The 19,118-nt window shown below is 51.8% G+C and carries 20 protein-coding genes; 3 read left to right on the top strand and 17 right to left on the bottom strand.

Annotation, left to right across the window (positions count from 1 at the left end):
* Positions 1-36 precede the first annotated feature (36 nt).
* Positions 37-291, bottom strand: a complete 255-nt coding sequence (locus ACKKE8_RS07440; protein WP_088906257.1) for a hypothetical protein — start codon at positions 289-291, stop codon at positions 37-39.
* Between the two features lie 327 nt (positions 292-618).
* Here ACKKE8_RS07440 and ACKKE8_RS07435 point away from each other — a divergent pair, with 327 nt between their 5' ends.
* Both ACKKE8_RS07435 and ACKKE8_RS07430 read left to right on the top strand, forming a co-directional pair.
* The gene (locus ACKKE8_RS07435; protein ID WP_069846275.1) at positions 619-1,116 is read left to right on the top strand and encodes a cation:proton antiporter regulatory subunit; all 498 of its coding nucleotides are present in this window, start codon (positions 619-621) and stop codon (positions 1,114-1,116) included.
* 2 nt (positions 1,117-1,118) lie between these two features.
* Complete coding sequence (locus tag ACKKE8_RS07430; protein WP_409177602.1) at positions 1,119-2,351, top strand: cation:proton antiporter; 1,233 nt, start codon at positions 1,119-1,121, stop codon at positions 2,349-2,351.
* Between the two features lie 48 nt (positions 2,352-2,399).
* Here ACKKE8_RS07430 and ACKKE8_RS07425 read toward each other — a convergent pair whose 3' ends face one another.
* Positions 2,400-2,960: a peroxiredoxin family protein gene (locus ACKKE8_RS07425; RefSeq protein ID WP_409177601.1), complete on the bottom strand. Its 561-nt coding sequence runs from the start codon at positions 2,958-2,960 to the stop codon at positions 2,400-2,402.
* A complete protein-coding gene (locus tag ACKKE8_RS07420; RefSeq protein ID WP_409177600.1) occupies positions 2,944-3,639 on the bottom strand; it encodes a hypothetical protein in 696 nt (231 codons plus the stop codon). Before ACKKE8_RS07420 ends, ACKKE8_RS07425 begins: the two co-directional genes overlap by 17 nt.
* A 90-nt stretch (positions 3,640-3,729) precedes the next feature.
* Between ACKKE8_RS07420 and ACKKE8_RS07415 the strand changes: the two genes are divergently transcribed.
* A complete protein-coding gene (locus tag ACKKE8_RS07415; protein ID WP_409177599.1) occupies positions 3,730-4,509 on the top strand; it encodes a GNAT family N-acetyltransferase in 780 nt (259 codons plus the stop codon).
* A gap of 43 nt (positions 4,510-4,552) precedes the next feature.
* Here the strand turns inward: ACKKE8_RS07415 and ACKKE8_RS07410 are convergent, their stop codons facing one another.
* From ACKKE8_RS07410 to cobJ, 14 genes are read right to left on the bottom strand one after another with little or no spacing between them, the layout of a single operon-like run.
* On the bottom strand, positions 4,553-5,194 hold the full coding sequence (locus ACKKE8_RS07410) for a bifunctional precorrin-2 dehydrogenase/sirohydrochlorin ferrochelatase (RefSeq protein ID WP_409177598.1): 642 nt from the start codon (positions 5,192-5,194) through the stop codon (positions 4,553-4,555).
* Between the two features lie 22 nt (positions 5,195-5,216).
* Complete coding sequence (cobA, locus tag ACKKE8_RS07405; protein ID WP_409177597.1) at positions 5,217-6,002, bottom strand: uroporphyrinogen-III C-methyltransferase; 786 nt, start codon at positions 6,000-6,002, stop codon at positions 5,217-5,219.
* Positions 5,999-7,039 (bottom strand): nicotinate-nucleotide--dimethylbenzimidazole phosphoribosyltransferase, encoded by a 1,041-nt coding sequence (cobT, locus tag ACKKE8_RS07400; RefSeq protein WP_409177596.1) that lies wholly within the window; start codon positions 7,037-7,039, stop codon positions 5,999-6,001. Before cobT ends, cobA begins: the two co-directional genes overlap by 4 nt.
* Entirely contained in the window at positions 7,040-8,557 is a 1,518-nt protein-coding gene (locus ACKKE8_RS07395) for a cobyric acid synthase (protein ID WP_409177595.1), read from the bottom strand.
* Positions 8,550-9,926, bottom strand: a complete 1,377-nt coding sequence (locus ACKKE8_RS07390) for a cobyrinate a,c-diamide synthase (RefSeq protein ID WP_409177594.1) — start codon at positions 9,924-9,926, stop codon at positions 8,550-8,552. Before ACKKE8_RS07390 ends, ACKKE8_RS07395 begins: the two co-directional genes overlap by 8 nt.
* Positions 9,923-11,068, bottom strand: a complete 1,146-nt coding sequence (locus ACKKE8_RS07385) for a cobalt-precorrin 5A hydrolase (protein WP_409177593.1) — start codon at positions 11,066-11,068, stop codon at positions 9,923-9,925. The genes ACKKE8_RS07390 and ACKKE8_RS07385 overlap by 4 nt, the downstream gene beginning before the upstream one ends.
* Positions 11,068-11,847, bottom strand: coding sequence for a precorrin-4 C(11)-methyltransferase (cobM, locus tag ACKKE8_RS07380; protein ID WP_088906245.1), 780 nt, complete (start codon positions 11,845-11,847; stop codon positions 11,068-11,070). The genes ACKKE8_RS07385 and cobM overlap by 1 nt, the downstream gene beginning before the upstream one ends.
* Positions 11,847-12,557 (bottom strand): precorrin-2 C(20)-methyltransferase, encoded by a 711-nt coding sequence (gene cobI / locus ACKKE8_RS07375; protein WP_144617285.1) that lies wholly within the window; start codon positions 12,555-12,557, stop codon positions 11,847-11,849. Before cobI ends, cobM begins: the two co-directional genes overlap by 1 nt.
* Positions 12,554-13,783, bottom strand: coding sequence for a precorrin-6y C5,15-methyltransferase (decarboxylating) subunit CbiE (cbiE, locus tag ACKKE8_RS07370; RefSeq protein ID WP_409177592.1), 1,230 nt, complete (start codon positions 13,781-13,783; stop codon positions 12,554-12,556). The genes cobI and cbiE overlap by 4 nt, the downstream gene beginning before the upstream one ends.
* The gene (locus ACKKE8_RS07365) at positions 13,746-14,882 is read right to left on the bottom strand and encodes a cobalt-precorrin-5B (C(1))-methyltransferase (protein ID WP_409177591.1); all 1,137 of its coding nucleotides are present in this window, start codon (positions 14,880-14,882) and stop codon (positions 13,746-13,748) included. The genes cbiE and ACKKE8_RS07365 overlap by 38 nt, the downstream gene beginning before the upstream one ends.
* A 4-nt stretch (positions 14,883-14,886) precedes the next feature.
* Positions 14,887-15,537 carry a precorrin-8X methylmutase gene (locus ACKKE8_RS07360; RefSeq protein WP_106655678.1) on the bottom strand — a complete coding sequence of 217 codons (651 nt, stop codon included), beginning with the start codon at positions 15,535-15,537 and terminating at the stop codon, positions 14,887-14,889.
* Between the two features lie 2 nt (positions 15,538-15,539).
* Positions 15,540-16,313 (bottom strand): precorrin-6A reductase, encoded by a 774-nt coding sequence (gene cobK / locus ACKKE8_RS07355; RefSeq protein WP_409177590.1) that lies wholly within the window; start codon positions 16,311-16,313, stop codon positions 15,540-15,542.
* Between the two features lie 12 nt (positions 16,314-16,325).
* Complete coding sequence (locus tag ACKKE8_RS07350; protein WP_409177589.1) at positions 16,326-17,303, bottom strand: sirohydrochlorin chelatase; 978 nt, start codon at positions 17,301-17,303, stop codon at positions 16,326-16,328.
* A gap of 36 nt (positions 17,304-17,339) precedes the next feature.
* The gene (gene cobJ, locus ACKKE8_RS07345; RefSeq protein WP_409177588.1) at positions 17,340-19,100 is read right to left on the bottom strand and encodes a precorrin-3B C(17)-methyltransferase; all 1,761 of its coding nucleotides are present in this window, start codon (positions 19,098-19,100) and stop codon (positions 17,340-17,342) included.
* Between the last annotated feature and the right edge of the window lie 18 nt (positions 19,101-19,118).

Raw genomic sequence — 19,118 nt, 5'->3', positions numbered from 1 at the left:
GAGGTTCTCCTACTTCAGAGAGAACCTCTTTTTGCTTTAGTCATTTGGCCATGTCTTACGAAGCTCAACCTCGAATTGACGCAGGTGATTAATTCGCTTCTGTGCTGCCTGATACTCCTCCTGCCAGCCCTCTTTCTCGCGCTCCTTGATAAGCTCCGCCTTTTTCTCCAGCTCCCTTACCTCATTGCGCAATGCGATCACGATGTCCAATAGCTCATCCATATCCATGGACCGCATGTCTTGAATAAAGATCCATTCAGCTTCTGTTAATCGATACTGTTTGTTCGCCATGTTTCATCATCCTTAAAATAACCTCTATCGAAGCTCACTCATGAGGAGCGACCGCGTTTTAGAGGAAAGTTAATATGCCTATCCGTTTATAAGTGTGTCATTTTTTAATAAAAACGTTTCATTTTGAAGAAAAATGACGTCATTTCGTGTATAATAGTGGATGTAGGTATGAATGTCGACAATAATCCGCATAACAGGGGGGATTATCACTAAAATATCACCGGAATGGATATAATTCCAAATAATTATTGACGACTTGTTGCCCACTGGGAAAAAAGAGCAGCTATCTATGCCAATACAGTGTTTTTTCGCAAAGGAGGATCTTGCATGTTCTCTATTAGAGAATCCGATTTACCAGGAATCGGTAGGAAGTACCAGGTCGAAACCAGAAGTGGCGACAAGCTGGTTATCGTCATTCACGATGACGGCCGCCGGGAAATGTATCACTTTGACCGTGATGATATGGACGAAACAATCTCCATGGTTACCCTTGACGATGATGAGGCGAGACAAATTGCTGCCATCGTAGGCGGCTTGACGTACAAACCATCTGCACTGGAAACAGTCGAGGTTGCGTTAGACAAACTCATGATCGAATGGTACAAGATTGAGTCGAACGCCCCTGCTATAGGCAAGACGATTGGGGAACTCAACATTCGTCAAGAAACCGGCGCTACCATCATCGCCGTTATCGAAAAAGACCACAAACAAACGATTAATCCCGGCCCCGAGTATGTCCTTTGTACAGGATCTACGTTGGTCGTTGCAGGTGAACGGAAGCAGGTGAAGGCTCTCAAGACTATTCTCAGCAACGGAGGTGAGTGATATTGGAGCACATCGTTTTTGAAGTCGGTCTTGCCCTCGCACTCATAGCAATTGCGGGGTTCCTCTCTATGAAGTTAAAATTCTCCATCGTACCCTTCTACATTCTCGTCGGGATGATCGTGGGTCCACACGCTCCCGACATTGGATTGTTTGATCTCCGCTTTATTGAAAGCGCCCCGCTCATCGAATTTATGGGTAGACTTGGCGTACTCTTCCTGTTGTTTTACCTCGGACTGGAATTTTCGGTAGGCCGTCTGATCAAGGCTGGTCGATCTATTGCCGTTGGCGGCACCATCTACATCGTCATCAACTTTACCCTCGGCCTCGTATTTGGTTGGGCCGCTGGATTTCCACTCAAAGAAGTTTTAATTATCGCCGGTATTACCACTATTTCCTCCAGTGCCATTGTGGCAAAAGTCCTGGTGGATCTCAAACGTACAGCAAATCGCGAAACAGAGATGATCTTGGGGATCATCATGTTCGAAGACATATTCTTGGCCGTCTATATTTCGATTGTATCCGGCTTGGTGTTAAGCGGTGCAACCTCTCTTGCTGGCGTACTCTCATCCGCATTGATTGCACTCGGCTACATGCTCCTCCTCATTGTTGTAGGCCGCAAGCTCGTACCTTTCCTGAATCGGGCATTGAACATCAAATCAAACGAAGTGTTTATGATTACAGTGTTTGCCGCTCTGTTTCTGATTGCGGGTTTTTCCGAAACGATCCATGTTGCCGAAGCCATCGGAGCATTGCTCGTAGGTCTCGTCTTGGCAGAAACACAACACATGAAGCGCATCGAGCACCTCATCCTGCCGTTTCGTGACTTCTTCGGAGCCATGTTCTTCTTCAGCTTCGGTTTGACAATTGATCCATTGTCATTAGGTGGAGCCGTATGGTTGTCCATTGGTGCAGTTGCCCTCACCCTTTTCGGTAATGTCGTCGCTGGACTTTTGGCTGGACGGAGTGCCGGATTGTCTCCCAAGGCTTCTACCAATATTGGACTGACCATTGTATCTCGCGGTGAGTTCTCCATCATCATGGCTAATCTCGGAAAAGCGGGCGCACTCATGGAAATTTTGCAGCCTTTTGCAGCTCTTTACGTTTTGATTCTTGCCATTTTAGGTCCATTGTTGACCAAGGAATCCAAGCATATTTACAAGTTGCTCAATGCTGTGTTTCGTCTGGATCGAAAGACACCAATCAAAGAACCAGAAAACAAAGCAGACGCTGGATAATAGGAGAGACATCACTACCGACAGTAGATATGCCTGCTGTCGGTTTTTCTATTTGATCGCAGACAACATGTTCTCCATGATTTCTTCATTCATCGGGCCGATGTATTTATTTTGAACCACGCCGTTGGAATCAATGATGTAGCTGGTCGGAATCGAAATGGCTTTGTACACATTCGCCACTTCTTTATCGGGATCGAGCAAGATCGGGAAGGTAATGCCATATAACTTCACAAAATCCGCCACCGCTTCCGGGCTCGTCTCCGTATCGGTCAAATTAACACCGAGAATAACGACGCCTTTGTCCTTGTTCTCTTCGTAGTATCGCTGCATGTCCGGCATTTCTGCACGGCAAGGAGGACACCACGTCGCCCACAGATTGAGAATGACTTTTTTCCCCCGTAAATCGGACAGCTTGACCGTACCGCCACCTACCTGCTGCAGTTCAAAATCCGGAGCCGTGTTTCCTTTTTCAATTCCAATCTGCCCGTTGCCTTGCTCGCCAGATGAAGCGATGGGCTCCTGCCTGTTCAAGAATTGCGCATCAAAAATACCCCATCCCAAAAGCCCCAAGAGTACGACGATCGCCCAAGCGTTATGATATTTCTTCATCGGTCGTTCCCCCTATCGGCTTCACTCGTCTGGACAAAAAGAGCAGCAAGAGAGCGAATGCATAGTACATGAGCTGATCGCGGGTGAGTCCTGCGAACACAGCTTCTCGATTCGGAACAAAAAAATGCACATAGACTTGGCTAATGGCAAACCACATCACGGGTGCAAGCCATGCCGCCAGATGAATGAGTCGTTCCTTTGCCCGATGTAGCCACCAAAGAAAAACGGCGCATATGGCGACCTGTTGTACGTGATACCACATGCTGCTCTGTTCTAACACGACCGTGAGCAGCTGGTAAACGCCAGTTGCAGCGAGGAAGCCTGTCGCCATTCCCAATGCGACGAAATGAACAGGAATTGCTTTTTTGCGTACCGTCTTGGTGAGGTAGATGACAACTGCCACGACTGCCAGCATGGCTCCGTTTTCTCCCCCTGAAAAATAGAGAATGGACGAGGGATTTTCCACGGCTTTTGAAAAATGAAACAGAACGTAGCTGAACTTCCAAACGAGAAACGCTAGCACCAGTGCATTACTCAACAGCTCAATAACGGCTGATTTCATTTTTCGGTTATGTGTAAGCTGAGCGGATATGGCCACAAAGCCGAGCGAAAGCGAAACAATGACCGCCAGCATGCTCATTTTCAACAAAAAGGGACCCATTTGAAAAGCATCGGACATTTTCGTTTCCTCCTTCAGGAAAATGTCTTACTCTAGAGAAGACAAGTATCCAAACAATTATCACCATATCAGGAAATGGGGAATAAAGGAATGCTCACGAATATTTTTACTTTGCAGGAGCGCTATGCCCTTGCTTTTTCTACCCGAACGGAGCATCCACAAGTGCGCGTATATCGCGATGAATCGGTCCCGGACATGTATAGCCATAATTATACAGAAATTATGTCGCTTCCCACGCAAGACTGGTTACAAGCTTACATTGAGCAAGAGCTTCGGCATGCCAAAGAGCAGCAGCTTGGCCACTTGAAGCTGGAACTGCACCCGTCGCTACCTTTTTCAGAAGAGTTCGTGTCTTTTGCCACCCAACTTGGGTTTGAAGTAAATGCGATGCTGTACATGCTTGCTCCTCTGGAGGTTGCCGATAAACTGGCGCCGAATCCACAATGCTCCGTGTTACGTGGGGATTCAATCGAAGTCATGGAAGCAGGCATTCGCTGTCTTGCTGCCAGTGATTCCGTCACGATCAATCCTGATTTTGCTGTCCGAAAAGCGAACCGGAAACGAGAGATTTATGAAAGCGGCGAGATCATACCGTATGTATGCTTTGTCGATCAGGAGCCGGTCGGTGCATGTGAATGGCATCTATACAAGGAGCTCGTTCGTATGGAGGAATTTTTTATACTGGATGCTTGGCAGCGTAGAGGATTCGGTACGGAAATCATTCGGGTCATGATGCAGGACGCCAAAAAACTCGGCGCCACCCATATGTACTTGACGACCTATGCAGATGATACGCCGCAAGAAATGTACAGCAAGCTCGGCTTTCAAGAGGTCGTGAGGCATTTGGAAATGATCTGGCTAAAGAGCTAGAAAAAAGCTCCCACCAAGTAGCTTAGTGAGAGCCATCCTATTTTCAGTGGTGATCGAGTCTTTTGTTAAGCAGCGCTTCCGCGTCCCGATCCCTTCTGCCGGTTTCACCGTTTTTGGTCCATTGTAAAAATCGGTCGTCCAAAAGCTCTGCCAGGATTGCCCGTTTGTCCGCTTCGCTCACCGCCAGCGAGAGTACTTGTCTTCTCATGCTGCCGAGAAAAAGCGTGTAGTCCTCGTATTCGGGTCCCACCCACGCTTCGAGCTGACGGCGCATTTTCTTCGCCAGACCCGGGTTGTTCCCCCCCGTAGAGATAGCAATCTGCAAGTCTCCACGTGCAACAACGGATGGAACGGTAAAAGAACAGAGGTCTGGGCGATCAACGATATTGATCCACTGATGGGGACGGCACGCTTCGTATACAGCCAGATTGACGGCGGGATCACTCGTCGCCGCGATGATAAGCACTGCCTCATCTACGTCCTGTGAGGTAAAGGGGCGCAGTGCTACCATCAGCTTCTTAGCGTGTGCCCATTCAAGGATGGTTGCCGTACAGGAGGGACTCACAACGGTGACATCCGCACCAGCAGCAAGCAGGCTGCCAATTTTCCGCTCGGCTACCTGCCCGCCACCGACCACCAAGCAACGCTTGTTTTGTAGATTAACCATCATGGCATAGTGCGTCACCAGCGTTCCCTCCCCTCGGTTTCTATTGTTGCATTTGTTCCATTCCAAGCGTAGCTTCAAACCAGTTGATTTTCTCACGCATCTTCACGACATCACCGACCAGAATGATAGCTGGATTCGTGATGTGACTGTTTTGCGCCAAACGTTCCTCAATATCAGCCAATGTACCCGTTACCACCGCTTGCTGCGGGAGTGTTCCCCAAGAGATGACGGCTACTGGCGTATGCGGATCGCGTCCGTGCTCGATTAACTGGGTGCGGATCAACGGCAGATTGGCTACCCCCATGTAAAAGGCAACGGTGTCGATGCCATTCGCGAGAGCACGCCATTTTTCTACAGCCAACTCCGGCTTATCTTCGCGCAAATGTCCCGTCACGACAGCAAATGACGAGCCGTGATCGCGGTGTGTCACCGGAATACCCGCGTACGCCGAGGCTGCAATTCCAGCTGTTACTCCCGGGACGATTTCAAAGGCAATTCCTCGCTCAGCCAAATGCTGCGCTTCTTCTCCCGCACGACCAAACACGCAAGGATCGCCGCCTTTTAACCGTACGACGACTTTTCCTTCCAGCGCTTTTTCCGCTAACAGCTCGTTAATTGATTCCTGTCGCATCGTGTGATGATCTGGCAGCTTGCCGCAGTAAATGCGTTCTGCCGTCTGTGGCGCGTACTCCAGCAGAGCTGGATTTGCCAGACGATCATACACAACCACCTCTGCCTTTTGCAGACATTCCATTCCTTTTACGGTAATCAGCTTTGGATCGCCAGGGCCAGCTCCTACGAGATAGACTTTTCCCGCGCCGCTCATCGGTCACTTACTCCTGCTGATGCAAATGTCGCCATCTCACGAACCATCCGTGTCGCTGCTTCCACGATGGGAAACGCCAATGTTGCTCCACTTCCTTCGCCCAGTCGCAAATTCAGGCTGAGCAATGGCTCTTTGCCTAATGCTTGCAGGACAAAATCATGCCCTGGCTCCTCAGAACGGTGACCCGCGATCAAGTAATCAGCAACAAGAGGCTCTATTCGAACAGCAAGCAAAGCCGCTACCGTAGCGATAAAGCCGTCCAGCAGCACAGGGATACGGCGAGAGGCTGCTCCCATGATAGCCCCAGCCATTGCTCCAATTTCCAGTCCGCCGACTTTTGCCAAAACGTCCAACGGATTGGTTGCATCCGGTCGATGCAGCGCAAGCACGTCACGAACAACAGCCTTTTTACGCTGCCAGCCTGCGTCATCCAGCCCCGTTCCTCGTCCGACGATTTGCTCAGGATCAGCTCCGGTTAAAGCTGACAGAATTGCACTGCTGGCTGTCGTGTTGCCAATCCCTACTTCTCCGACGATCAGAACTTTGGCGCCTTCCCCGATAATCGCTTCTGCCATTTCAAGGCCAACTGCGATGGAGCGCTGCGCTTCGTCTGCGGTCATCGCTGCTTCTTTTAGCATATTGCCCGAGCCTGCTCTGATTCGCTTGTTGTAAACACCCGGTGCTTCGACCTCGACCGCTACACCGACATCTACGATTTTTTGGATGGCTCCGATTTGTCTGGCGAAGACGTTGACTCCAGCTCCGCCATGAACCATATTCAGCACCATTTGCGCTGTCACTTCCTGCGGATAGGCAGAGACACCTTCCCGTGCCACACCGTGATCGGCCGCAAATACAAGCACGCCCGGCGGTGTTACAACAGGCATGGTCTCACCTGTCATCCCAGCCAGCTCAATAGCCAATTGCTCCAAGCGACCAAGGCTGCCAAGCGGCTTGGTCAACTGATCCACATGCTGTCTCGTTTGCTCACTTGTTTCCTGATTTCGTGGCTCAATCGCCGGATAAATGACTGACATTTATACTTGCACCTCTTTTTCTTGAAAAGCCTTCATGTACTCTTCGATCGTATCCAACTTCACATGGCGACGAACGGTATCCGCCAACAGATCGTACCCCTGCTCTCTCAGAGCGACAAAGGATGGGCGATCCGTGATCGGTGGAAGACCTTTTTTCTCACGGATGGTATTCAGCAACAGAGTGCGGAAGTGGTCATTGTGGAACAGGCCGTGAAAATATGTGCCGATCAACTGCCGCTCCTCCTGACAATAGCCCTCCGTACGCCCCTCCATCTGGATAAAAGGAAAATCATTGCTCGAATAAGCAGATTGCCCCATATGAATCTCGTAGCCTTCCACCGTCAGCTTTTCCTTCGCAAATACTGCTTCACCACGGGACAACACTGTCGTTTTCTTCTGCTCCATCCTCGTGATCATCGGGATGAGACCTAGCCCATCAAGCTGCTGCAACGGAGACTCGACCCCAGCCGGATCGTGAATAGAATCTCCCAGCATTTGATAGCCGCCGCACAAACCGACGATATACGTCTTCCCTTTATGATGAAGGTCTTTGACCGCCGCGGCAAGACCTGTCTCTCGCAGAAATTGCAAATCCTCAAGCGTATTCTTGCTCCCCGGCAAGACAATCAGGTCGGGTTCACCCAGCTCTTCCAAACGTGTCACAAAGCGCATCCGGCAATCCGGCTCTACAAAAAACGGGTCCACGTCTGTAAAGTTGGAAATTCGCGGGTAGCGCAAAACCGCAATGTCAATCTCTCGCGGTGTCTCACGCTGACCTTGATAGCGGTGCAAAATCAGCGAATCCTCCGCATCAATCCACAAGTCTGGAATAAATGGCACGACACCAAGGACAGGCTTGCCCGTATATTCTTCGAACCAGTCCAGCCCCGGCTGCAAAAGTGTCAAATCACCGCGAAAACGATTGATGATGACGCCAATCACGCGGTCCCGATCTTCGGGTTCGAGCAGCTGGAGGGTACCGACCAAGCTGGCAAACACACCCCCACGCTCGATGTCTGCCACCAAAATGACGGGCGCATTGGTGAGACGGGCGACCCGCATATTGACGAGCTCACGGTCATTTAAATTGACCTCTGCCGGACTACCAGCCCCTTCGATGACAACCCGCTCATAAGTGCTGGCGAGTCGTTGATACGCTTCCTCAATGATCCGCAAGCCCTCGTGATAAAATTCCGTGCGATAGGCAAAAGCTTTCATGTTGCCATATGGCTCGCCGTTGACGACAATTTGTGATTCGGAATCCCGCGTCGGCTTGATCAAAATGGGGTTCATGTCGGTCGTCGCCAGAATTCCTGCTGCTTCTGCCTGAACGCCCTGTGCCCGGCCGATTTCTTTTCCGTCCAGCGTCACGTAGGAATTTAGCGCCATATTTTGCGATTTGAACGGAGCTGTCTTGTAGCCATCTTGGGCAAAAATCCGGCACAGCGCTGTAGCAATCGCACTTTTTCCAGCATCCGAGCTAGTACCTTGCACCATCAACGGGAGGGTTTTAGGCACGAGCGGCCACCTCCGCGCAACGGTTCAACCAACGCTCAACCAGTTCGGGATTGGAGCCAAAATGCAAGTGCGTATAGCCTGCGACCAGATTATCTAGGGCATAGCCCTCCGGCTTCGTGCCGCGAAGTCCTTTCGTCTCATATGCTGTTGGCAGCTCTTGATCCGAAGCATACGTAGAGTAATGAAATTCATGCCCTTTTGCTTGTTCTTCCGTGCCAAGCAAGAAATTGCCTTCCTTGCCGCGCACTTCGCGATAGCCAAGCGCTGCGAGCTTTTTCTGCATCGTCACCTTGCCTGGGATGAGCCCCACCATCGGATAGCTGTCGCCCTCTGTTGTCACGATTGCCTCTGTCAAAAACATGTAGCCGCCGCACTCAGCCAAGGTAGGCAAGCCTTTGGTGATTGCAGATCGGATCGATTGTTTCACCGCTTCATTTTGCGATAGCTCTGCTGCAAACTCCTCCGGGAAGCCTCCCCCGATGTACAAGCCATCCGCGTCCTCAGGCACTCCTTCTCCGGCCAGCGGAGAAAAGAACGCGAGCTTCGCGCCATATGCTTCGAGCAGCTCCAAATTTTCCGGATAATAAAAATGAAAAGCAGGGTCCTTCGCTACAGCAATGGTCACATTGGCAGATGCTTTTCGCGGGGCAAACAGCGTAGGTTCTGTTTGCAGCGGCTCTGCCTTTGCCAAGTCCCAAATTTGCTCCAAATCGACTGTCTCCGCGATCAGATCAGCCAGCTTTTCAAACAGCGGTGTCAGCTCTCCACGCTCGACAGATGGCACCAATCCAAGATGACGTTCCGGTATTTCCAGCTCGTTCTCCCGTTTCAGGTAGCCCACGACCGGAATCCCGCACTCCTGCTCGATCGCTGCCTTCACGATTTTGTGATGCCCTTCACTGCCGACCTTGTTCGCGATGACACCAACGATTCTCGCCTGTGGGTTGAGTAATTGAAAGCCTTTAACAATCGCAGCCGCACTGCGCGCCATACTCTGACAATTGACCACCAACAGAACCGGAGAGCCAGTCAGGATGCTGATTTCGGCTGTGCTGCCTTTATCGCTGGTCGCTTCCTTGCCATCGTACATACCCATGACACCCTCGATAATCGAGATGTCTGCACCCTCACTGCCGCGGACAAAAATCTCCTTCACGATCTCGTGCTCCAGCATAAAGCTGTCCAGATTGCGCGAAGCTCTCCCCGTTACAGCCGTATGATACGTAGGATCGATGTAGTCAGGTCCGCACTTGAAGCCCTGTACGGTATGCCCTTTTCTTTTCAGAGCAGCCATCAGTCCGATGGTAACGGTTGTCTTACCCGCTCCGCTGCCTGTTCCGGCAATCACAATACGGCGGCTATCCGTCATGCGCGCTCCTCCTCATGATAGGGCATCAATCCGACCGAAATGGTGGTGTTGCCCGACTTCTTCTTGGTCAAAACGAGTTCGTCTGCGCCAGCATACAGCTTCGCGGCAGGCTCGCTTACCCCGTACGCACCAGTGAATTTGAAGACGGTATCAGACGGATCACTGATTTCTACCTGATTCAACTCTTCAGGCGAATACCAGACGAACGGCCAGCCGTATTTTTCGCAAACGGCGATCAGACCCGCTTCATCCTTTTTCAATTCGATAGTCGCCAGTGCTTTTACACTTTTGATCGAGAATTGCAGTTCATCCAACGTTTCCTTGATGACTGTCTCAATCTCCTCAGCGGAGGTTCCACGGTTGCAGCCCATCCCGAGCACGATTACCTTCGGACGATAAAGAACGCCGTTGTCCAAAATCGATTGTTCCTCCGGTGTGAGCAGGCGATGAGAAACGACTAGAGCGGCTTGTGGCTGATCAGCTTTTGCCTCAGCGATTGTCGCGTATTCCTTGATAGACGGTGGCATCGGTGTGTCATGCATCCACCAGTCGCGTTCACCAGATTCATTGATGACAGCTACGCGCTCCTCATTAACGACAGATGCACTGACAGGGGTCAGCTTTTCAGCGGAATCCCACTCCCAGCCAAAACGTCTACCGAATAGATCGACCGGAATCGTCTTTTGTACGTCAGATGCTGTAGTGATAATCGGACGAGCACCCATGACTGCCGCTACCTCGCGAGCCAGCTCATTGGCACCGCCCAAATGACCGGACAGCACACTAATGACATTCTCTCCGCGGTCATCGACGACGACGACACCCGGGTCTTTCTTTTTATCTTCGAGCAAAGGTGCGATCATCCGAATAACCGCACCCAGTGAAATAATGATGATCAAGCCTTTATAAGCAGGCCAGAGAGCTGGAAACAGCATCCGTACGCTGTTTGAAAAAAGCTGGATGCCGCGCGCCTCCTCGTCTCCCCGCTCGAACTTGCTCATGTAGTACAGGTCTGTTCCTGGAAATTTTTGCGCCAAATCACGCGCCATCTCTACTCCGTGCTTGGTGATGGCGACGATCGCATAGTCTCCGCGCTGCTCGATGACAGGGATTTCTCCCTCGATCAGTTCGATGATCTGCATTATTCCTTCACACCTTTTCTGAACCCGTGCGTAAAGGTTTTGTCGTACAGCTTGGAACGGTACTGCTCGCTCTTGTCGTGGATGTTCGGGTCCAATGCCCAGCCAGCCAAAATCATTGCGTGTTTGCGAATGCCGTTTTTGCCCATATCTTCGTCCAAGTTTTTCAACGTCGTGCGAACGATCAATTGATCCGGCCAGCTCGCACGTTGTACGACTGCGACAGGTGTGTCCTCGCTCCAGCCAGCTTCGACCAGCTCGCGGACTACTTTTTTCGTCAAAGTCGCGCTAAGGTATAGAGCCAATGTGCAATGATGCTCAGCGAGTGCACGCAGCTTTTCTCTTTCCGGTACGGGTGTGCGACCTTCCGCGCGGGTGAGGATAATCGTCTGTGTCAGATCAGGAATCGTCAGCTCGGCTCCTACTGCTGCGGCTGCCGCAAATACCGAGCTCACACCCGGTACGATTTCTACCTCGATGCCTTTTTCCTTTAACAGGGCGATCTGCTCCATGATCGCGCCATAAATCGATGGATCTCCCGTATGCAGGCGTACGACTGTTTTTCCACTGCTAATCCGGTCTACCAACTGCTCTACCATTTCTTCCAATGCCATACCCGAGCTTTGCAATACTTCTGCATCGGGGTTGCCCATTGCTACCAAGTCCTCGTTCACGAGAGAGTCGGTATACATAATAACGTCTGCCTTTTGCAGCAGCTTCAAGCCTTTTACCGTAATCAAATCAGGGTCGCCGGGACCCGCACCTACTATGTACAGTTTCATTATTTTTTCACCACCATCAGTGTAAGATAGCTAAGCTCTGCCCGCTCCAGTTCACGCATATCGGTCCAAACCATTTCCTCTGAGGAAGTGACCTTGGTCGCTACCGCTGCCTTTTCAGCCAGCCCCATTTCTTTCAGCAAGCCAATGATCATTGGCAGTACTTTTGCTACCTTCAGGAACACGACGGTATCGTGGTTCTCAAGTGCTTTGCGCATGGCTTCCTTGTCTTCTGTTGCCGGGATGATTCCGATCTGCTCGTCGCCATCCGCCAGTGGCAGATTGAAGCGGGAAGCTGCTCCCAGAAACGAAGAGACGCCTGGTACGGTCACGATTGGCACTTCCGGGTGCTCCTCATGCATGACGCGCATCATGTGGATAAACGTGCTGTAAAACATCGGATCGCCTTCCGTTACAAAAGCGACATCCTTGCCTTCAGACAGACGCTCCCAGACGATCTCTACCGTGTTGTTCCACTCGCGCTCCAAAATTTCTTTGTCCCGCGTCATCGGGAATACGAGTCCGAGCATTTCCTTGTCTGGGGACTGCACGTACAGCTCCGCGATTTGATGCGCGTAGCTTTTGCTGCCCATCCGTTTTTTCGGGTACGCAATCACTGGCGATTGCTGCAATAGACGGAATGACTTCACCGTAATCAATTCAGGGTCTCCGGGACCTACTCCTAATCCGTACAATGTTCCGATCTTGCTCACTTGTTGTCTCCCCCTTGTTCTTCTGCCTGCTTGGCCCAGGCTGTAATGATGTAGATCGGATTCAACGCTTCAAAGCGCGTCAGATTCAAAATCGGCTTGCTACGCGATAGCTGCGCCAGTGTGACCGATGTCTCGAAGCCCTCCTGCGCAAATGCCTGTGTCGCTTCGTACAGCGTCTCAATCGTCGCTGCGTTTACCACGATCCGGCCATTTGGACGCAGACGTGTGCAGCAAATATTCAACAGCTCACGCAATTCTCCACCGCTACCCCCGATGAATACAGCGTCAGGGTCTGGGAATTGATCGAGGCCATGTGGGGCGCGTGCATTGACCACTGTCAAATCCGTGCGAAACTTCGCCATGTTCTGGCGGCAGTTTTCCAGATCGTCCGCGTTCTTCTCTACGCCGTACACTTCACCCTCACGCGCAATTCGTGCCGCTTCAATGGCTACAGAGCCTGTGCAGGTGCCGATGTCCCAGACGATGCTTTTGGCATGCAATTGCAGCTGGGCAATGCTTAAAATGCGCACTTCCTTTTTCGTAATGAGTCCCTTGTCCGGCTTGCGCTGGGAGAACTCCTCATCTGCGATTCCAAACGGCCATACCGGGCTTGGACGGCGTTTTTTCAAAATCACGACATTCAGATCAGAGAAGACACCATCTGCCATTTCCTCAAGGGAATACCAGCCTGCCCGTTCTTCGGCACTGCCGAGATTCTCCGCCACGAACGCATCGTACTCGGTCATCTGGAACGAAAGGAGGTACTTGGCGATCGCTGCTGGCGAGTTTTCCCGATCCGTCAGCAGTGCGACCTTATCCTTCCCGTCGATCCGCTGTGCCAGACCTTTCATACTGCGTCCGTGCACACTGGCAAGTGTCGCATCCTGCCATGCTTCTCCCATTTTGGCAAAAGCGAGCTGGATGGAGCTCAGGTGCGGGTAAATCTCCACGTTCAGCTTTTTGGAAAGCAAGCTGCCGATCCCGTAAAAGAGCGGGTCACCTGACGCCAGAATGACCGTCTTGCGGGTTTCCGTGCGCAGCTCCTCCACCATCGCGGTCAGTCCGCCTTTCAGTACCCGCTTTTCCCCTTTATACTCCGGGAAAAAACTGAGGTGGCGTTCTCCTCCGACCAAGAGCTCACTTTCTTCTATCCAAGTCCGGTACAATGGCAGCAGGCTCTGCTGTCCATCATCTCCGATTCCAATTACTTTCATCGCCTGTGTCATTGATCGTCACCCTTCCCAACAGGGACCCTTTCATTGTGATGATGATGGTTTCGACCTCGATGCCGCCGCCCACTTCCTTTAGTGCAGCGCGACAGCAGTTTTCGCACATGATCTCGAAAAAGGCGGGCGTGTCCACCATCATATCGCCTACCTGCGAAGCGGTGTTGGCTCCCAAAATTTCGTCAATACGCTCCTGCGATGCACCCGCATCTGCCGCCATTTGGGCGAGGAAGCCGAAATCGACGGGTGCGCTTTTGGAATGAACCATCATGACGCCCTGCGCTACCTTGGAAAACTTGCCCATCATCCCGACCAAGGTCACTTTGCGCATCTTTTTGTTCTTGCACTGTTTGAGGGAAAAGCCGACGAAATCGCCCATTTCCACGAATGCTTCTTCCGACAGCTCTGGATAAGTAGCGACCCCGTAGGATTCACTCTTTCCGCCTGTGGATAGCACAATATGGTCGCAGCCGGCTTCCTTGGCGACGTTGACCGCTTGCGCCACGCTTGCCTTGTAGGCAGAAGTGGAAAACGGCACCACGATTCCACGCGTCCCCAAAATGGAGATGCCGCCGAGTATGCCGAGTCGTCCATTCAATGTTTTTTTGGCGATTTCCTCGCCCGCAGGCACGGAGATGACGATTTTGATCCCGCGCTGGGTCCCGTACTCTTCCAGAACAGCCTGCGCGGTTTCCCTGATCATTTTGCGCGGGACAGGGTTGATCGCTGCCTCGCCAATCGGAACGGGCAAACCTGGCTTGGTCACCCGTCCCACACCGAGTCCGCCATCCAAAATAATGCCGGGCTCATCCGACCATTCTACGGTAGAGAGGATAAGGGCACCGTGTGTCGCGTCAGGGTCGTCTCCCCCATCCTTGATCGTGCCTACTGTCGCCCTCTCCAATGAAAATTCACAGCTCTCCATCTGAAAGGTGACGTCCTCGCCGATCGGCAGGCGAATCGTCGCCTGGCTTTGCTCTTCCTGAGTAATCAGCGCGATCAAAGCAGCCTTGGTCGTCGCCGTTGCACATGATCCAGTCGTATATCCGTGGCGGAGGGGCTTTGCCTCTTTTTCGTCCGTTGCTGCTTTGGCTGCCATCTTCTTAGCCCAACCGTTCCGCCATGATCGAAATGGCATTCAATGCTGCTACGGTTACTGGGCTTCCGCCTTTACGTCCCATGTTCGTGATGAATGGGATATCGAGCTTCGCCAGCTCTTCCTTGGATTCTGCCGCAGATACGAAGCCAACTGGCATCCCGATGACGAGTCCTGGCTTTGCTTCGCCTTCCTTCACCATACGGATCAGCTCCAGGAGTGCCGTAGGTGCGTTTCCGATACAAAAGATTCCGCCATCCGCTTCCTTGATCGCTTTACGCATGGAAATGATCGCACGAGTCGTATTCAGACGCTTCGCCTCTTCCATCACATCGCGGTCAGAGATGTACACCTTTACTTGTCCGCCAAATTTTTCAATGCGGTTTTTGCTGATGCCGACTTGCACCATCTGTACATCTGCTACGACAATTTTGCCGCTGCGAATCGCTTCGATTCCCGATTTTACCGCGTCCGGGTGGAAAACAAGGCTGCGACCGAGGTCAAAGTCTGCGGATGCGTGAATGACGCGTTGTACTACCGGATATTGTTCTTCCGTAAAAGAATGCTCGCCCAGCTCATCTGTAATGATTTGAAAGCTCAAGTCCTCAATCTCTTGCGGTTGTACGGTCATCGGTTTAAATTCCGTTTTGAAATCCATGGTTAGTTTCCTCCAGTCACTTGTTTGAGTTCATGTAAAACACCGTTGTAGTCCGAAAACTTCGTTCCATAATCGATCTTCGGACGACCGATGACGATGGTTTCGATGCCCATTTCCAGTGCCGCTTCCACCTTCTCGTCAAAAGCGCCTACCTTGCCGCTCTCCTTGGTAATCATCAGCGTGACACCATAATGATCGTAGAGCGCTTTGTTCAGTTCCTTGGAAAAAGGACCTTGCATCGCGACGATGTTTTTTTGCTCGACACCGAGCTCTTCGCATTTCTGCATATTGTCAAGACGGGGCAGCATGCGTGCTACCAGGGTCGTTTCCGGCAGGCCCAACAGCCGATCCGTGAACGTTTTCAGCGTCTTGCTTCCTGTCGTCAGCATGATGACGCCGCGCTTTTCTGCCGCCAGCTCAGCCGCTTGTATGTAATCCTCCACCACGATCAGCTTCTCGCTGCCCGGAGAGGAGAGGCTTTCCCGCTCGTAGCGAATGTAGGGAACTCCCGCGCCCTGTGCTCCTGCCATGGCGTTTTTGGAGGCTTCCTCTGCGAAGGGATGACTCGCGTCGACCACGCATTGCACAGCTCTCTCTTGGATCAGCTGCTGAATATCTTCGGCGGTCAGGCGTCCGACCTGGACAGGCACGCCCGCCTCCTCCATACTTTTCGCAGCATTGTCAGTGACGACCGTCGTCAACAGCTCGTAGCCCTTGTCCTTGATTTGCAAAGCCAACTCGCGTGCGTCGCTCGTTCCAGCCAGTACCAGAATCATGCTGTCTCCCTCCTACTTGGTAACGTGGTCGTGCTTGTGATCATGCTTGTGATCATGCTTGTGGTCATGATCGTGGTCATGATCGTGATCGTGATCATGGTCGTGATCATGGTCGTGATGATGATGGTGGTGACCATGGTGGTGATGATGTCCATGCTCGTCATCGTGGTGGTGATGGTGATGGTCGATGTGCTCCATCGCTGCCAGCCTGTACTGACAGGTATCACAGTTCAGCTTCACTTCACCGTGCAACGCTTCCACTACACGATCCTTGAGCACTTCTTTCAACAACGGATGGAAGCCAAAATACTCGGCCATTTCGAACTGGGCTTCCGGATATTGCTCACGGAACTTCTCCAGCTGGTCGCTCATCCGTTTAATCAACACACCCGTGAACAAGAAGTACGGCAAGAGAACGATGCGCTTCGCACCCAGCTTCAGGCAACGCTCAACGCCCTCGTCGTACAGTGGATACGTTACGCCCATGAAGGCAGTCTCTACATACTTGGCTTTGTAGCGCTCCCAGAACAGTCGGGACATTTTGTAAATATCGCTATTGGCATCTGCGTCGCTGCTGCCGCGTCCGATTACGAGTACAGCCAGATCATCATGATCTTCCCCAGAGGCAAAGCCTGCCTCTTCCATGCGAGCAGTCAAAATATTGATGACTTCGTCGTGAATGCCGATTGGGCGTCCGTAGATGAACTGAACGTGTGGGTGCAGCTCCTTGGCCTCATCGATAGCAGCTGGAATATGAATTTTCGCATGTCCGGCAGAGAACAGGATGATTGGAATGACCGCTACACGGGTCGCTCCCCTAGCCACGCAAGTATTCAAGCCTTGCAGCATGTCAGGACGGGCAAACTCCAGAAAGCACGTCTCGATTATCGGTACATCCAAGTCCGGTGTTAGCGTCGCTACAAACTGGCGAATCTCTTCATTGCCTTCCGGGTCCTTGCTTCCATGACCTACAAATAATACTGCGTCCATTTTATGTCCCCCTCGTTTTTATTCGGTGTTCTTGTATCAATCTCCACATGCAGCGTTCTCGATTTCAGCTTTTGCTGGTTCATACCATGCGAAGCCCTCCAGCTCACCTACACGTTGGAAAAACTTGTGGAACCGCTCGTTCGGAAATGCGTCTTTTTTGAATCGGTTCACGATTCGCTCCACGAGTGGAACAATCTCTTCTTTTTCGATGCCTTCTGCTACCGGAATACCGGAGTGTGCATTGCGTCCCACCGTTTTTGCTCCCAGGAATAAATCGAACTTTCCTTTGCGGAAAACGATCCCGATATCCTCTTGAACCGCGCCGTAGCACGCCATCCCGCAGCCGTTGAAGCCGATCTTCAGTTCCTTCGGCATTTCTTTTCCACCCAGCTTTTGGTGCAGCTCGTCGGCATAAGGAATGCTGTCTTTTTTCTCGCCGTCGCAGAAATCACACGCTTTTACCTGCAAAACGTCTCCAATCGGGCTGAGAATCAATCCAAGCTCTCGCAAGCGGCTAGTGATGCTGTCAGGGTTGGCAGTCGGCACGCGCAAAATCATTTGGTGGTGTGGGGTGTATTCGATCTCGCCTTTTTCGCCAGCCACTTCGGCAATCGCCATCATTTGCAGCGGCGTGATTTTTTTGTTGGCAACACCTGGACTTATCGCGCATTCGAAAATCATCTCTGGCGTAAAGGTAGATACAGGACGATGGACTTGGCCTAGAGCTGGCTTGGTTTCAATGCCTTTCGCAGCATTGATAGCAGTCAACGCCTCCATGGCCCATGCGAAAGGAGCTTTTGGTGCCTCTACCTCTGTAACAGGCGGGGCTTCCAGTACTGCCGTGCTTGTTGATGCATAATTTGCTGGTTCTGTAGCAGTTACTTTCTCCTCGGTAACGGCTACTGGTCTTTCTGCCTTCGGTGTTACTGGTGCTGCCGGAGCTGAAGCTAGGCTGCTCTCCTCGGAGGCCTCGAGCGACCAAGGTTCATTTTCTACACGCAGACGCTGATGCGGCTTTAGTGGCTGCTCGTCGGCAGACAGCGTGTATTTGCGCTGGTAGCCGCGCGGCGTAATCATTTTGCCGTCGTATACAAACGTCGATGTATTTCCAATAATCACGGTGGTCAACATGCCGATATCATGCTCCAGCATTTGCGCCAGGGTCGTCACGACAACCGTTTCGCGTTCGCGGTAAGCACTTTTCACGATACCGACCGGCGTATCTGGTGAGCGGTACTGCAAAAGAATGCGTTGCGCTTCGACAATCTGGCGGGTACGTCGTCCGCTACGCGGGTTGTACAACGCGATAACAAAGTCAGCCATCCCTGCTGCGTCAATCCGTTTGGCAATCAATTCCCACGGCGTCAAATGGTCGCTCAGACTGATCGTGCATGCGTCATGCATGATAGGCGCACCGAGGATTGCCCCACAGGAATTGATCGCCGAGATGCCCGGAACGATTTCGATTGGGACACCAGTAGCTTCAGTCCAGCCTTTTTCCACCAACACCTCGTATACAAGACCTGCCATCCCGTAAACACCTGAGTCTCCACTGGAAATGACCGCTACCTTTTTGCCTTCTTCTTCCGCCTGACGAACAGCTTCCCGTGCACGCGTCACTTCTTCCGTCATCCCTGTGCTGACGATTTGCTGATTCGTCAAAAGTCCGCGGATCAAATCTACGTAGGTGGAATAGCCGATAATAATATCGGACTCCTGCAGGGCTTCCCGCGCCCGCTTGGTGATATGCTCAAAACTTCCTGGACCAAACCCGATCACAAACAACTTGCCGCTCATAAGGCCCCTCCCCTTTTC

Origin of the sequence: Brevibacillus fortis, from assembly GCF_046196545.1 — a bacterium.
Classification (GTDB): domain Bacteria; phylum Bacillota; class Bacilli; order Brevibacillales; family Brevibacillaceae; genus Brevibacillus; species Brevibacillus fortis_A.
This window is presented reverse-complemented; position numbering and strand designations above follow the sequence as displayed.